The following is a 15,118-nucleotide window of genomic DNA, read 5'->3' on the forward strand; positions in this document are numbered from 1 at the left end:
GGGGGATGACCGCTCCTGCGACGTCTTGCAGCCTGAGGTGGTTGTGCAATGCTGCGCTCGCGATCTCCGTGGGCACCCGCCGAGTTCGGCAGGGCGCCAAGGCAGGCATCAGGCACGAACCCGTCGCCGTCCGGCCCCCGCGGGGTGGGCCATGGCGGCCCATCGGATCATGGCGTCGCGATGCGCCGGCCCGGCCGGACCCATCGCCGCGCAAAAAATGGGACGGACATGGGCGAACTCGATCACTACTCCCGCCTCGTCGGCGACGTTTACGAGCTTTCCGGCGATCCCCGGCAATGGGGCATCCTGCTGGAGGGCGTCACCCGCTTCATCGACGGGCGGGTCGGCCAGCTCGCGGTCTTCAGCCTCAAGCAGCAGACCAAGCCCACCTGGCGGGTGTGGGGCCACGACCACAACGACTACAAGACCTTCCTCTATCGCCACGCGACGGAAGACCCCCGCCTCTCCTACATCCTCTCCAATCCCGGCCGCGTCATCTGCGGCGAGGACGGGGTGGACCCGGACCAGTTCCGCGCCTCCGCGCTGTTCCGCGAGGTGGTGGAGCCCATGGACATCGAGCATTCGCTCGTCTCCTACTTCGCCCAGGAAGCCGACGTGATGGCCACCATCTGCGCCATGCGCGGCCGGGCGCAGGGCCCGTTCGGGCAGGCGGAGCGGCAGAAGCTCGGCCTCGTGGTGCCGCACCTCAGGCGAGCCTTCGAGCTTTACGCGCTGCTCGACGAGGCCAAGGCGAAGGTCGGCGACATCGCCGCCGCCCTCGACATCGTGGACGCCGGCATCTTCCTCGTGGATGCGGAGATGCACGTCGCCCATGTCAACCGCGCCGGCGAGAGCATGGTGAAGTCCGGCGACATCGCCGTGCGGCAGGGCCGGCTCGCCTTCCGCGACGACCGCGCCTCCCGGCAGGTCGCCGCCGCCGTCGCGCTGGCGCTGGCCGCCGCGCGGGGCGAGGCGAACATCACCCATGCCGAGCACATGGAGGTGTCGCGCGCCGGGGATGATGCCGGCCCGTTCCGGGTGTCGCTGCATCCGCTGCCCGCGGGCGAGGGCAGCCCGCGCCTTGCCACCCGCTCGCAGATCGCGGTGGTGGTGCGCCAGCCCGGGCGCGGCGGGGCCGACGTGGCGCGGCGCATCCAGACCACCTTCAAGCTCACGCCCTCCGAGGCGGCGCTGGCGGCGGCGCTGGCGGTGGGGGCTTCCCTCGCCGACTTCGCCCAGCAGCGCAACGTGGCGCTCTCCACCGCGCGCAGCCAATTGAAGGCGCTCTACGAGAAGACGGGCACCAACCGGCAGGGCGAGCTGGTCGCCCGGCTGCGCGAAAGCCTCGACCTGTCGCTGGTCTGACGCGTCACCGCGGATCGCTTCATCGCGCGTTCATGTCGCGTGAACATCATACGGCCGCGCCCGAGGTGGCGCGGCCGCTCAAGCGTGAGGGGTTGAAACGGGCGTCGTCCGGCAGGGGCCGGCGGCGCGGCAGGATTATTGCCGGGGGAAAGAATGGTGGGGCGCAAGGGTCTGATCCTCGGGGCGGGGATCGTCGTGTTCCTGGGGCTCGCGGCCCTGACCGACGCCATCATGTCGCGCAACGACGCGCCGGCCGAGCCGGGCAAGGCGCAACCGCTCGACCAGGGCTGGTCCAGGGAGCTGCGCGAGGCCTTCTATTACACCCCTCAAGGCTCCCAGCTGATGCCCTACGCCGTGCTGCGGGCGCTGGAGCAGCCGCTCTCCGACAAGCTCTTCCTCGATCCCGCCCATGTGGCGCAGATGGGCTTCCTGCCGGCGGACGGCCCCTCGGCGCTCAATCCGGATGGGCTTCCCATCGGCTTCGTGAAGGACCCGCGCCCCGCCCCGGGCGCGCTCGGCCCCATGGTCGGGCTCACCTGCGCCGCCTGCCACACCGCCGACATCGAGGCGAAGACCGGCGCCCTGATCCGCATCGACGGCGGCGCCTCGCAGGGTGATTACCAGTTGCTGATGGCGCGCCTGAGCAAGGCGCTCGACAACACCCTGGCCGATCCCGCCAAGTTCCAGCGCTTCGCCGCGCGGCTGGTGGCGGTGGACCCGAAGGCCGTGCGTCCCGCGCTGGAGGCCCTCGCCACCGACATCCGGCGCCTGGAGGCCTCCGCCTGGACCCCCATCCCCTACGGGCGGGGACGGCTCGACGCCTTCGGCCACATCCTCAATGCGGTGGCGGCCAACGCCCTGAAGGAACCGGCCAATTTCCGCATCCCCGACGCGCCGGTGAGCTATCCCTTCCTCTGGACCACGCCCCAGCAGCGCTACGTGCAGTGGAACGGCGTTGCTGGAAACCCGCTCGGCCGCAACCTCGGCGAGGTGCTGGGCGTGTTCGGCCATCCCGATTTCGCCAATGGCAACCTCGCCGCCGCCAGCTCCACCGCGCTGGGCGAAAACCTCGTCGCGCTCGAATCCTGGGTCGCGACACTGAAGCCGCCGCCGTGGCCGGAGAAGGTGCTGGGCAAGGTCGACGCCGCCAAGGCGAAGCGCGGCGCCGAACTGTTCAAGGCCAATTGCGCCGGCTGCCACGGCGGGCCCGACTATCGCCTGACCCCCGCCGCCGAGACCGAGGGCGGGCGGCAGTGGATCGCCGTCTCCATGGTGAACATCGACACCGTGAAGACCGACCCGAAGATGGCGATGAACTTCATCACCCGCTACGCCAAGCCCGGCCCCTTCACCCAGCTGCCGCCCACCACGCCGCGCCTGCCGGACGGGCAGGTGCTCGCCGGCTCGCTGCTGCTGGCGGCGGTGACCGCCATCACCGAGAACGACCTGCGCGCCCGGGGCATCACCGGCGATGCGCGCAAGGCCGCCTACGGCTGGCGCTTTGCCCCCGGCAGCAACACCCCGCAATCCGGCTGGCTGCTGCCGCCGAGCTACAAGGCCGGCCCGCTCGCCGGCGTGTGGGCGACGGGGCCGTTCCTCCACAACGGCTCCGTGCCCACCATCTACGACCTGCTCTCTCCCGAGGAGGAGCGGCCGGCGGTGTTCTACGTGGGCTCCAGGCGCCTCGACACGGAGAAGCTTGGTTTCGTGTCCTCCTATGACTCGATGCCCGAGGCCGAGCGCGCCCGCGTCTCCCGCTTCGACACCGCCCTGCCTGGCAATTCCAACCGCGGCCACGCCTTCCCGACGGGGGCGAAGCTCCCGCCCGAGGATCGCTATGCCATCATCGAATATCTCAAGGTCCTGGAGGGCCCCGATGTCCGTCCCTGAGGCCGCGGCGCGGGTGCGCCCCTATACGCCCTATCTGGACAAGCTCGCCGCCGTCCGCCCCGCCGAGCGCTGGCCGCTGGTGCGGGGCTGGATTTCCAGCGAGCCCCGCCCCTTCTTCGCCGAGCTGCGCGCCCATGCGCCGGTCTACGAGACCAGCGAGGTGACGCTCGTCGCCAAGCGCGCGGACGTGATCGAGATCCTGTCCGTGCCGAAGGTGTTCACCGTCGATCTCTACAAGCCCAAGATGGGCGACTTCATGCTGGCCATGGACGAGACGGTGGTGAACTACCGCGACAAGTCCGTGATGCGCGCCATCCTCGCGTGGGACGACCTGCCGAAGATCCGCGCCACCGTGGCCGAGGTGGCCGACGAGGCGCTGAATGCTGCGGGCAGCGAGATCGAGGCGGTGCAGAAGCTGGCGCGCCTTGTGCCCCTGCGCATCGTGCAGCGCGTCTTCGGCATCAAGGGGCCGGACGCCGACCTGCTCGACTGGTCCTATGCCAACCAGATGGACCAGTTCAACAACCTGCCCTACGACGACCGCCCGGACGCCGACGCCATCCACCAGGCGGCGGAGGACAGCCGGGTGAAGCTGCGCGCCTTGTTCGCCGCCCTCATCCCGGCGCGCATCGCCGAGATCAAGGCCGGCACCGCGCCGGACGACAGCCTCACCCGCATCCTCAGCCTGAACCTGCCGGCGGCGGACCATTTCGGCATGGACCGGGTAGTCATCAACATCGGCGGCCTGCTCATCGGCGCCATCGAGACCACGGCGGAAGCCGCCATTAACGCGCTGGCCGAACTCTTCGCCCGGCCGGAAGTGCTCAGCGACGCGCGGGCGGCGGCCAGGGCCGGCGATGACGCGGTGTTCGACGGCTATGTGTGGGAGGCGCTGCGCTTCTCCCCCATCGTCGCCTTCATGTTCCGCGAGGCGGCGGCGACCTACACGCTGGCCAAGGGCACGGCACGGGAGAAGGTGCTGGGCAAGGGCACGGTGGTGCTCCCCTTGAGCCTCTCCGCCATGTTCGATCCGGACTTCGTGCCGGAGCCGGACGCCTTCAAGCCGGACCGGCCGTTCCACACCTACCTGCATTTCGGCTACGGGCACCACGAATGCCTTGGGCGCTATGTGGGCGGCACCATGATCCCCGAGATCGTGAAGCGCGTGCTCCTGCGCCCCGCCGCCCGCCCCTTGGCGCCGGTGGACATGGCGGGCACGCCGTTTCCCCAGACCTATCGCATCGGGCTGACCTGACGGAGTAGAGTTGCGGGATGGCTCCCGTTCCCGACGTCCCTCCCGCCATCTGCCAACCGGCGAAGCCGGCCAAACCAACCGCCAAACCTTCGGCCAAGACGGACGAGGCGCGGCAGGCGGCGGTGGCGAAGTATGGCGAGGCGCTGTTCTACCGCGCGGGGGACGATCTCTTCGCCTTTCCCGCGCGCTATGCCCTCGCGCCGCCGGAGCTTGGCCTCATCGGCTGCATCATCCGCAGTCGCGAGACCGCCTTCGCCTTCCGCTTGTCTGACATGGCCGCGGCCATGGCCGCCCATGCGGCCACCCCCGGCGTCGCGCCGCCGCGCACAGAGGGCGCCCCGGCGGGGGATGACCCCACCATCCGCGTAACGGCCTTCCATCTCGGCCCCCATCCCGACTTCGCCGGCATGACGAAGACCATCGCCAGCGTGCGGCGGGAGGACAAGAGGCAGGGCTTCGTCAACGATCTGGAACGGTTTCCGGCAGCGGGGGGCGACTATCTGGTGCGCATTTCCGAGGATCGCGGCGTGCTCGCCCGCCTGCCCGCGACGCCTGACGCCCCCGACGCCCGCGCGCAGCTCTGGTTCCAGACGCCCGTCTGGTCGGCCGCCGTGGAGGTGCCGGCGAGCGCCCTGCCCCGCTGGGACACCATCCACGCCGCCATCGACGCCTTCGTGGCGCAGCATCTGGTGAAGGGCTATTTCAAGCGCTAGAGCGCCTTGATACCGGCGCCGCGCGCAACAAAGTTTTGATTCCCGCGCCCGTTCCCGGTAAGCCTCGCCGGCTGGAGGGCGCGCCGGAAGCCTGCAATGCGGGCGGATCGGGCTCGCGCTCTCCGTCCCCGAGTTGGAGGGGCGTTTCATCCGGCGGACGGATTTCATCCGCCCGGGCGTCGCGCTCCAGACGCGCGAACGCCATGACAAAGACAGACGCTCCCCTCTCCCTCGCAGACCTTCGCTCCGAGATCGACCGCATCGACGCGGCCATGCACCAGCTGCTCATGGAGCGCAGCGAGATCATCGATCGCCTCGTGCAGGTGAAGCACACGCAGGGCACCGAGGGCGGCTCCGCCTTCCGGCCCGCCCGCGAGGCGGACATGATGCGCCGGCTGGTGGAGCGCCATCGCGGCCTGCTGCCGCTCGACACGGTGGAAAGCATCTGGCGCGTCATCATCGCCACCTTCACCTATGTCCAGGCGCCCTATTCGGTCCATGCCGACCTCTCCGGCGGCGAGGCCTCCATGCGCGACAGTGCGCGCTTCCATTTCGGCTTCACCGTGCCGTTCCTGCCCCACATGGGCGCGCGGGGCGTGATCGATGCGGTGGCCGGCTCGCGCGGCGATCTCGGGCTGCTCGCCGCCGCCCCCTCTCCGTCTGCCGCCGACCCATGGTGGACAGCGCTGGAGGCGGAAGGCGCACCCAAGATCATCGCCCGCCTGCCCTTCGTGGAGCGGGACGACCATCCCGCCGGCCTGCCGGTATTCGTGGTGTCCCACCCCATCGCGGATGCCGCCGTGCGGGAGGTCCGCGTCTATTCGCTGCGCGTGACGGGATGGAGCGCGGCCGCGGGCCGTGCCATACCCGCCTTCGCCGAGGTGGTGGTGGCGCCGGACGAAGCCCTCGACGGCGCCGCCTTGCTCGTGTCCCTGCCCCCCGGCCATGCCGTGGACGAGGTGACGGGCGCCCTCGCAGAAGCGGGCGCGGGCATCCGCGCCGTCGCCGAGGTGGGCAGCCACGCCGCCACCCACAAGGTGGAGCGCGTCTCCGCCCGGCCGTGAAGAAAGATCGTCTGGAGTAACCCGAGATGTCCGCCGTGCTGAACGACCCCATCCCCACCGGCCGGCCCGAGCCGAAGCCGGGCGTGCTCGCCATCGAGGCCTATGTGCCGGGCAAGAGCCATGCTCCGGGGGTGGAGAAGGTGTTCAAGCTCTCCTCCAACGAGACCCCCCTCGGCCCGAGCGAGAAGGCGCTCGCCGCCTTCGCCGAGGCCGGCCGCCGGCTGGAGGACTATCCCGACGGCTCCGCGAGCGCGTTGCGCCAGGCCATCGCCAAGGCCAACGGGCTCGATCCCGACCGCATCATCTGCGGCGCCGGCTCCGACGAGATCCTGAACCTCGTGACCCACACCTATGTGGCGGCGGGGGACGAGGTGATCTATTCGGAGCACGGCTTCCTCGTCTACAAGATCGCGACCCTCGCCGCCGGCGGCGTGCCGGTCGTGGCGAAGGAGCGCGACCTCACGGCCGACGTGGACGCCATGCTCGCGCTGGTGACGCCGAAGACGCGCCTCGTCTTCCTCGCCAATCCGAACAACCCCACCGGCACCTATCTGCCGTTCGACGAGGTGAAGCGCCTGCACGCGGGCCTGCCCTCCAACGTGCTCCTCGTGCTGGACGCGGCCTATGCCGAATACGTCCGCCGCAACGATTACGAGACCGGGCTGGAGCTGGCGCTCTCCACCGACAACGTGCTCATGACCCGAACCTTCTCCAAGATCCACGGCCTCGCCGCGCTGCGCATCGGCTGGGCGGTGGGGCCGGCCCATGTCATCGACGCCATGAACCGCATTCGCGGGCCGTTCAACATGAACACCCCGGCCCTGCTGGCGGGCGCCGCGGCCATCGCCGATGCCGCCCATGTGGAAAAGGCGGTGGCGCACAACGCCCAGTGGCTGCCCTGGCTCACCGGCAAGATCGAGGCGCTGGGGCTTCAGGTGACGCCCTCGGTGGCGAACTTCCTGCTCATCCATTTCCCGGACACTCCCGGCCGCACGGCGAAGGAGGCGGACGCCTTCCTCATGCGCCGCGGCCTCGTGCTGCGGCAGGTGGCGAGCTATGGCCTGCCCAACGCCTTGCGCATGACGGTGGGGACGGAAGAGGCCAACGAGCTGGTGGTCGCGGCGCTCGCCGAGTTCATGGCCGGCGGAGCGGCGGGGTCCAACACGTGATCCAGCCTCTCGTGCCGCGCCTCGCCATCATCGGCGCGGGTCTCATCGGCTCGTCCATGGCCCGTGCCGCGCGAGAGAAACATCTCGCCGGTACCATCGTCGTCGCCGACGCTGATCCCGCCGTATGCGAGCGGGTGCGGCAGCTCGGCTTCGCCGATGTGGTGACGCAAGACGCCGGGGACGCCGCCGAAGGCGCCGACATCGTGATCGTCGCCGTTCCGGTGGGCGCCTCCGGCAAGGTGGCCCAGGCGGTGGGGCCGCGCCTCAAGACCGGCGCCATCCTGTCCGACGTGGGCTCGGTGAAGGGCTTCGTGGTGGAGGCCATGGCCCCGCACGTGCCGGCCCATGCCCATCTCATCCCGGCCCATCCGGTGGCCGGCACGGAATTCTCCGGCCCGGACGCCGGCTTCGCCTCCCTGTTCGAGAACCGCTGGTGCATCGTCACCCCGCCCGACGGCGCGGACCCCGCCGCGGTGGAAGCCATCGTCGCCTTGTGGCGGGCGGCCGGGGCGAACGTCGAGACCATGAGCGCCCAGCACCATGATCTGGTGCTCGCCATCACCAGCCACGTCCCCCACCTCATCGCCTACAACATCGTGGGCACGGCGGCGCATCTGGAGGAGACGCTGACCTCCGAGGTCATCAAATTCTCCGCCGGCGGCTTCCGCGACTTCACCCGCATCGCCGCCTCCGACCCCACCATGTGGCGCGACGTGTTCCTGACCAACCGGGAGGCGGTGCTGGAGATGCTCGGCCGCTTCACCGAGGATCTCACCGCCCTGCAGCGGGCCATCCGCTACGGCGACGGGGATGCGCTGTTCGAGCACTTCGCCCGCACCCGCGCCATCCGCCGCTCCATCATCGAGCAGGGGCAGGAAACCGCCGCCCCTGACTTCGGCCGTCGCGCGGCGGAAAAGCCGAAGCACGAGGACAGCTGACGAAGTGGGACATGTGACGCCCGGAATATGACGGTCGGTCAGCTTCCGTCACACCCGCGTGTCATATCCGCGTGGCATCCGCCCTGTAGGGACCAGCGTCACCATTCCGCCGAAGTCTCGCGCGACCTGAGAGGGGTTCGCCCCGACACAAGGAAGTAGATTCGGATGCTGGCGCGCCTGCTGCCCGTCGTCATGCTGCTCGCCGCGGCGCTCTTTCCGCGCGTGGCAGAGGCGCATCCCCACGTCTGGGTCACCATGAAGACCGAAGTGGTCTACGGCACCGACGGCAAGCTCACCGCGCTCAAGCAGGCCTGGACCTTCGACGACGCCTTCACCGCCTTCGCCTTGCAGGGGCTGGAGAAGCAGAAGGACGGCACCTATGGCGACGACGTGCTGAAGCCGCTCGCCGAGGTGAATGTCACGTCCCTGAAGGAATACGACTATTTCGTCCGGGGAAAAAGCGCCACCGGCAAGCTCGCCTTCAAGGACCCGGTGGATTATTACCTCACCTACGAGAACGAGCTGCTCACCCTGCACTTCACCTTGCCGCTGGCGAAGCCCGTCGCGGTGAAGGGGGCGGCCACCATCGAGATCTATGATCCCACCGTGTTCGTCTCCTTCTCCTTCGCCGACACGGAGCCGGTGAAGATGGTCGCGGCGCCGGCCGGCTGCACGCAGGAAGTCACCTCGCCGGAGCCGCCGTCCAGCTCGGCGCTCAACGAATCCTTCTTCGCCGGCCTGACCTCCGGCAGCACCTATGGCGCCCAGTTCGCGGACAAGATCACGGTGAAGTGCCCGTGAGCGCACTCCCGGCGGCAGTGCCCGCGCGGATGCGCCGGGCGGGGATGATCCTTCTCGCCCTCGGCGCCATGGTGCTGTTCGCGCTGCTGGTGGCGCTGGTGCTCTATCCCGACATGGCGTTCGCGCAGGGGTTTGGCCCGCCAAAGGCGACGCCCTTCGGGCTCGGCGGGGCCGCCGCCCAGCCGCCGCCCTCCGGCATCACCGGCTTCATCCTCGCCAAGCAGGCGGAATTCTACCGCGCGCTGGTGGGGGCGGTGCGCGCCGCCAAGCAGGACGGCAACGCCACCTTCCTCCTCGCCGGCCTCTCGTTCGCCTATGGCGTGTTCCACGCGGCCGGGCCGGGGCACGGCAAGGCGGTGATCTCCTCCTATCTCCTCGCCGATGGCGGCACCCTGCGCCGGGGTGCCGTGCTGTCGCTGGCCGCCGGCATGGTGCAGGCGGTGGCGGCCATCCTCTTCGTCGGCATCCTCGCGCTGGCGCTGGGGGCGACCGCCGTTTCCATGGCGCAGGCCATGACGGTGGTAGAGGTCGCCGCCTATGGCGGCATCGGCCTGTTCGGGCTTTATCTCGCGATCGTGAAGGGCCGCGCGCTGATTGCTGCGGCGCGGGGCGATGCGGCCCACGTCCACGCCGCCGATTGCGACTGCGGCGACAAGCACGCCCCCAACCCCGCGCTTCTCGCGGGACAGGGCGGATGGAAGCGCGCCGCGATCGCCGTGGTCTCGGCCGGTGCCCGGCCCTGCTCCGGCGCCATCCTCGTGCTGACGTTCGCACTCTCGCAGGGCGTGTTCCTGAGCGGCGTCGCAGCCGCCTTCGCCATGGGCCTCGGCACCGCCGCCATGGTGACCCTGATCGCCGGCATCGCCGTCTACGGCAAAAGGCTCGCCGTGCGCATCGCCGGACGCGACACGCGATGGTCCGTCATGGCCCGGCTGGGGGTGGAACTGGGCGCGGCGCTGCTGGTGATGCTGTTCGGCTTCGGCCTGCTGACCGGCTATCTGGAAAGCGAGCGGCTGCTGCCGGGCTGATCCTCGTCGGTTTGGGTTGCCGCAGCGCAGCCAATTCCGGGTGCAATGCACCAAAATACGTCACGCCCAGCTTTTCGGCAATTTCGTTGCGCTTTGAATTAAAACAACGAAATTGCCGGGTGCGACACTCCGTGCCAGCCTAAAGGCGAACGGTGCACGTGATTTCCACGCGATGCCGTTCCCTGCCCGGCCCCGCTGGAGGCGTCGCGATGGCTCTGAAGCCTGTTTCGCTCGACGACAAATATGACCTGTCCCAGGAGCGCGTGTTCGTATCGGGCACGCAGGCTCTCGTCCGCCTCGCCTTGATGCAGAAGGAGCGCGACCGGCGCGCCGGCCTCAACACGGCCGGCTATGTCACTGGCTATCGCGGCTCCCCCCTCGGCGGGCTCGACCAGCAGTTCCTGCGCGCCGAGAAGGTGCTCAAGGCCAACGACATCAAGTTCATGTCCGGCCTCAACGAGGACCTCGCCGCCACCGCTCTCTGGGGTTCGCAGCAGGCGGAGCTGCGCGGCGAGGGCAAGTATGACGGCGTGTTCGGCCTCTGGTACGGCAAGGGACCGGGCGTCGACCGCTCCGGCGACGTGTTCCGCCACGCCAACAATGCCGGCACCTCGCGGCACGGCGGCGTGCTCGCCCTCATGGGCGACGACCACACCTGCGAAAGCTCCACCACCGCCCACCAGAGCGAATTCCATTTCGTCGACGTGATGATCCCGGTGCTGAACCCTGCGGGCGCGCAGGAGATCATCGATTACGGGCTCTATGGCTGGGCGCTGTCGCGCTTCGCCGGCACGTGGGTCGGCCTCAAGGCGGTGAAGGACACCATCGAGTCGACCGGCATCGTGGACGGGCGCCTGGACCGCGTGCGCATCGAGCCGGCGCTGGGCTTCGAGATGCCGCCCGGCGGCCTCAACATCCGCCTCGGCGACACGCCGCTGGCGCAGGAGGAGCGGCTCCAGGAATTCAAGCGCGACGCCGTGCTGCATTTCCTGCGGGCGAACCGCCTCAACCGCTTCATCACCTCCGGCGGCGCCCGCCCGCGCATCGGCATCGCCACCGTGGGCAAGTCCTATCTCGACGTGCGGCTCGCGCTCGACGAACTCGGCATCGACGAGGTGCGGGCGAACGATCTCGGCCTGCGCATCTGGAAGGTGGCCTGCCCCTGGCCGCTGGAGACGCAGGGCCTCCACGAATTCGCCAAGGGCCTCGACCTCATCATGGTGGTGGAGGAGAAGCGCTCCCTCATCGAGGTGCAGGTGCGCGAGGAGCTGTACGGCACCGCCAACCAGCCCGTCTGCATCGGCAAGAAGGACGAGCAGGGCCGCTGGATGTTCCCGGTGAAAGGCGCGCTGGATCCCAACGACATCGCCATCCAGCTCGGCCGGCGCCTCCTGGCCTATGGCCACATCCCGGACATCGCCGCCCGCGTGGCGGAGCTGGAAGAGGCGCAGCGGGTGCTTGCCGCCACTTCGGACGTGGCGACGCGCATCCCCTATTTCTGCTCCGGCTGCCCGCACAATTCCTCCACCAAGGTGCCCGAGGGCATGCGCGCCTATGCCGGCATCGGCTGCCACTACATGGTGCAGTGGATGGACCGGGAGACCACCGGCTTCACCCAGATGGGTGGCGAGGGCGCCAACTGGATCGGCGAATCCTCCTTCTCCAAGCGCGGCCATGTGTTCCAGAACCTCGGCGACGGCACCTACAACCATTCAGGCTATCTCGCGCTCCGCGCCGCCTGCGCCGCCAAGGTGAACGTCACCTACAAGATCCTCTTCAACGACGCGGTCGCCATGACCGGCGGCCAGACCCATGACGGCAACCTCACCGTCCCGGTCATCGCCCGTCAGGTGGCGGCGGAAGGGGTGGAGCGGGTCGTCGTCGTCACCGACGAGCCGGGGAAGTACCCCGCCAACACGCTCTGGCCGGCCGGCATGACCATCCACCACCGCGACGAGCTGGACGCCGTGCAGCGGGAGCTGGCGGCCATTCCCGGCGTCACGGTGATGATCTACGACCAGACCTGCGCCTCGGAGAAGCGGCGGCGCCGGAAGCGCGGCCAGTTCCCCGACCCCGACAAGCGCGTGCTCATCAACGAGCGCGTCTGCGAGGGCTGTGGCGATTGCGGGGTGAAGTCCAATTGCGTCTCCGTGCAGCCGCTCGAAACCGAATTCGGCCGCAAGCGCGAGATCGACCAGTCGTCCTGCAACAAGGACTTCTCCTGCGTGAACGGCTTCTGCCCCTCCTTCGTGACGGTCCACGGGGCGAAGCCGAAGAAGAGCGCGGGCGCGGCGGCCGGCGCGGACTCATGGCCCGAGCTGCCGGAGCCGGCGCATCCCGAGATCCACGGCACCTATGGCATCATTGCCACGGGCGTGGGCGGCACCGGCGTCGTCACCATCGGCGCCATCCTCGGCATGGCGGCGCATCTGGAAGGCAAGGCCTGCGGCATGATCGACATGGCCGGCCTCGCCCAGAAGGGCGGCGCGGTCTACAGCCACATCCGCCTCGCCAACGACCCGGCCGACATCACCGCCATCCGCGTGCCGGCGCGCGGCGCCGACGTGGTGCTGGGCGGCGATCTGGTGGTCGCGGGCACCAAGAAGGTGCTGGCGGCGGTGAAGCCGGGCAAGACCATCTGCGTGGTGAACACGCACGAGGTGCTGCCCGGCGACTTCACCCGCAACGCGGACTATTCGCTCCCCACCGAGCGCATCAAGCGCACCATCCGCGATCTGGTGGGCGATGCGCAGACCCACTTCATCGAGGCGAGCCGCCTCGCCCAGGCGCTGTTCGGCAACGCGCTGGCGCAGAACATCTTCATGGTCGGCTATGCCTACCAGTTCGGCGCCCTGCCCTTGTCCGCCGCCGCCATCGAGCGGGCTATCGAGCTGAACGGCGAGGCGGTGGCCATGAACAAGGCCGCCTTCCTCTGGGGCCGCCGCGCCGCACACGATCCGGCCGCCGTGGAGGCCATCGCCACGCCGAAGGGCACCGTCTCCAGCGACGCGCGGCGGCTCTCGCAGAGCCTCGACGAGGTGATCGCCCGGCGCGTCGCCGACCTCACCCTCTACCAGAACGCCGCCTATGCGGCCCGCTACAAGGCGCTCGTGGACAAGGTGCGCATCAATGAGCAGGCCAAGGCGCCCGGTCGGGGCGGCCTCGCCGAGGCGGTGGCGAAGAACCTCTACAAGCTCATGGCCTACAAGGATGAGTACGAGGTCGCCCGGCTCTATGCCGATGGCGCTTTCCGCGCCCAGGCGGACGCGGCCTTCGACGGTGCGCTGAGGTTCGAGTTCCACCTCGCCCCGCCCCTCCTCGCCCGCCGCGACGCGACGGGGGAGCCGCGCAAGATCACGCTGGGACCTTGGATGATGAAGGGCTTCTCCCTGCTGGCGAAGCTCAAGGGCCTGCGCGGCAGCGCGCTGGACCTGTTCGGCTACACGCAGGAGCGCCGCACCGAGCGGACGCTGATCGCGGACTATGAGCGCACGGTGGGCGAGCTGCTGGCCAAGCTCGACCCCGCCAACCACGCGATCGCCGTCGCCATCGCCTCCATCCCGGAGAAGATCCGCGGCTTCGGCCACGTGAAGCTGCGGCACCTGGAGGCGGCCAAGGCCGAGGAGCAGGACCTCCTCGCCCGCTTCCGCAACCCGCCGGCGCCGACAGCGGTTGCGGCGGAGTAGGGGAAATTGCCTTCTCCCCTCGCGGGAGAAGGCGGATCGCGGCGCACGCCGCGAGACGGATGAGGGGGTGGCGCCGATCGCCCCATCGCCGGTCATGCGCTGAGCGCCCCCCTCACCCCCGGCCCCTCTCCCGCCCGAACTCGGCAGCAGCCGAGTTCGGTTCGCGGAGATTGAAGTCGGCAAAAGCCGACTTCAAGGGGAGAGGGGGGAAGACTGGAAGGAGCGGCGCGCGCCGCCTTGCCTCAGTTCCCGCCGAGGATGGCCTTCAGCTCGGCGCGGAACTCCGCCTCGATGTCGGGGCGCGAGAGCGCATAGGCGACGTTGGCCATGAGGAAGCCGATCTTCGAGCCGCAGTCATAGACGTTGCCGTCGAAACGCACCGCGTAGAACGGCTCGGTCTCCTTCAGCTTCAGCATCGAGTCCGTGAGCTGGATCTCGTTGCCGGCGCCGCGCTCCTGCTTGGCGAGCAGGTCGAAGATGCCGGGCTGGAGGATGTAGCGGCCGGAAATGGCGAGGTTGCTCGGCGCGGTGCCGGCCTTGGGCTTCTCGACCATCTGGGTGATGGTCTTGGCGCCCTTCGCCGCATCGGCGCCGGTGCCGACGATGCCGTACTGGTGGGTCTGGTCGTCCGGCACCTCGTACACCGCCACCACGTTGCCGCCGGTCTCGTTGTAGGCCTCGACCATGGAGCCGAGGCAGCCGTGGCCGTTGCCGTTGCCGGTCCTCGGCATGTGCAGCATGTCGGGCAGGAGCAGCGCGAACGGCTCGTCGCCGATGATGTCGCGCGCGCACCACACCGCATGGCCAAGGCCGAGGGGCAGCTGCTGGCGGGTGAAGGACGTGGTGCCGGCCTTGGGCGTGTCGCGGTCGAGCTGCTCCAGCTCCTTGACCTTGCCGCGCTCCTGAAGCGTGCGCTCCAGCTCGAACTGCCGGTCGAAATGATCCTCGATCACCGCCTTGTTGCGGCCGGTGACGAAAACGATGTGCTCGATGCCGGCGGCGCGGGCTTCATCCACGACGTGCTGCACGACGGGCCGGTCCACCACCGTCAGCATCTCCTTCGGCACAGCCTTGGTCGCCGGAAGGAAGCGCGTGCCGAGGCCCGCGACGGGTAGGATCGCCTTGCGAATGGGTTTACGCATTTCGAGTAACGCCCCTCCTGAATACCCACGCCCGTGGTCTAGCACAGCTGGAGCGTGAGCGTGCGGC

The 15,118-nt window shown here is 69.5% G+C and carries 11 protein-coding genes; 10 read left to right on the forward strand and 1 reads right to left on the reverse strand.

Annotation, left to right across the window (positions count from 1 at the left end; genetic code table 11):
• Positions 1 to 228: 228 nt before the first annotated feature.
• The 10 genes from J2126_RS09705 (at position 229) to J2126_RS09750 (ending at position 13,909) form a co-directional block, all read left to right on the forward strand.
• Positions 229 to 1,365, forward strand: a complete 1,137-nt coding sequence (locus J2126_RS09705; protein WP_209486190.1) for a helix-turn-helix transcriptional regulator — start codon at positions 229 to 231, stop codon at positions 1,363 to 1,365.
• 156 nt (positions 1,366 to 1,521) lie between these two features.
• On the forward strand, positions 1,522 to 3,255 hold the full coding sequence (locus tag J2126_RS09710) for a di-heme-cytochrome C peroxidase (protein WP_209486192.1): 1,734 nt from the start codon (positions 1,522 to 1,524) through the stop codon (positions 3,253 to 3,255).
• Positions 3,242 to 4,510 carry a cytochrome P450 gene (locus J2126_RS09715; protein ID WP_209486194.1) on the forward strand — a complete coding sequence of 423 codons (1,269 nt, stop codon included), beginning with the start codon at positions 3,242 to 3,244 and terminating at the stop codon, positions 4,508 to 4,510. The genes J2126_RS09710 and J2126_RS09715 overlap by 14 nt, the downstream gene beginning before the upstream one ends.
• Before the next feature lie 17 nt (positions 4,511 to 4,527).
• Positions 4,528 to 5,223: a hypothetical protein gene (locus tag J2126_RS09720; RefSeq protein ID WP_209486196.1), complete on the forward strand. Its 696-nt coding sequence runs from the start codon at positions 4,528 to 4,530 to the stop codon at positions 5,221 to 5,223.
• Between the two features lie 203 nt (positions 5,224 to 5,426).
• Positions 5,427 to 6,287: a chorismate mutase gene (locus J2126_RS09725; RefSeq protein ID WP_209486205.1), complete on the forward strand. Its 861-nt coding sequence runs from the start codon at positions 5,427 to 5,429 to the stop codon at positions 6,285 to 6,287.
• A gap of 26 nt (positions 6,288 to 6,313) precedes the next feature.
• Positions 6,314 to 7,456, forward strand: coding sequence for a histidinol-phosphate transaminase (gene hisC, locus J2126_RS09730; protein WP_209486207.1), 1,143 nt, complete (start codon positions 6,314 to 6,316; stop codon positions 7,454 to 7,456).
• Positions 7,453 to 8,394, forward strand: coding sequence for a prephenate/arogenate dehydrogenase family protein (locus J2126_RS09735; protein WP_209486209.1), 942 nt, complete (start codon positions 7,453 to 7,455; stop codon positions 8,392 to 8,394). The genes hisC and J2126_RS09735 overlap by 4 nt, the downstream gene beginning before the upstream one ends.
• Positions 8,395 to 8,559: 165 nt before the next feature.
• Positions 8,560 to 9,195 (forward strand): DUF1007 family protein, encoded by a 636-nt coding sequence (locus J2126_RS09740; protein WP_209486211.1) that lies wholly within the window; start codon positions 8,560 to 8,562, stop codon positions 9,193 to 9,195.
• A complete protein-coding gene (locus tag J2126_RS09745) occupies positions 9,192 to 10,223 on the forward strand; it encodes a nickel/cobalt transporter (protein ID WP_348634274.1) in 1,032 nt (343 codons plus the stop codon). The genes J2126_RS09740 and J2126_RS09745 overlap by 4 nt, the downstream gene beginning before the upstream one ends.
• A 209-nt stretch (positions 10,224 to 10,432) precedes the next feature.
• Positions 10,433 to 13,909, forward strand: a complete 3,477-nt coding sequence (locus J2126_RS09750; protein WP_209486213.1) for an indolepyruvate ferredoxin oxidoreductase family protein — start codon at positions 10,433 to 10,435, stop codon at positions 13,907 to 13,909.
• A 242-nt stretch (positions 13,910 to 14,151) separates the two neighbouring features.
• On the opposite strand, the gene galU is transcribed toward J2126_RS09750, so the two are convergent.
• Positions 14,152 to 15,051, reverse strand: a complete 900-nt coding sequence (gene galU / locus J2126_RS09755) for a UTP--glucose-1-phosphate uridylyltransferase GalU (protein ID WP_209486215.1) — start codon at positions 15,049 to 15,051, stop codon at positions 14,152 to 14,154.
• Between the last annotated feature and the right edge of the window lie 67 nt (positions 15,052 to 15,118).

This window comes from Xanthobacter flavus (genome assembly GCF_017875275.1).
Lineage (GTDB): Bacteria > Pseudomonadota > Alphaproteobacteria > Rhizobiales > Xanthobacteraceae > Xanthobacter > Xanthobacter flavus_A.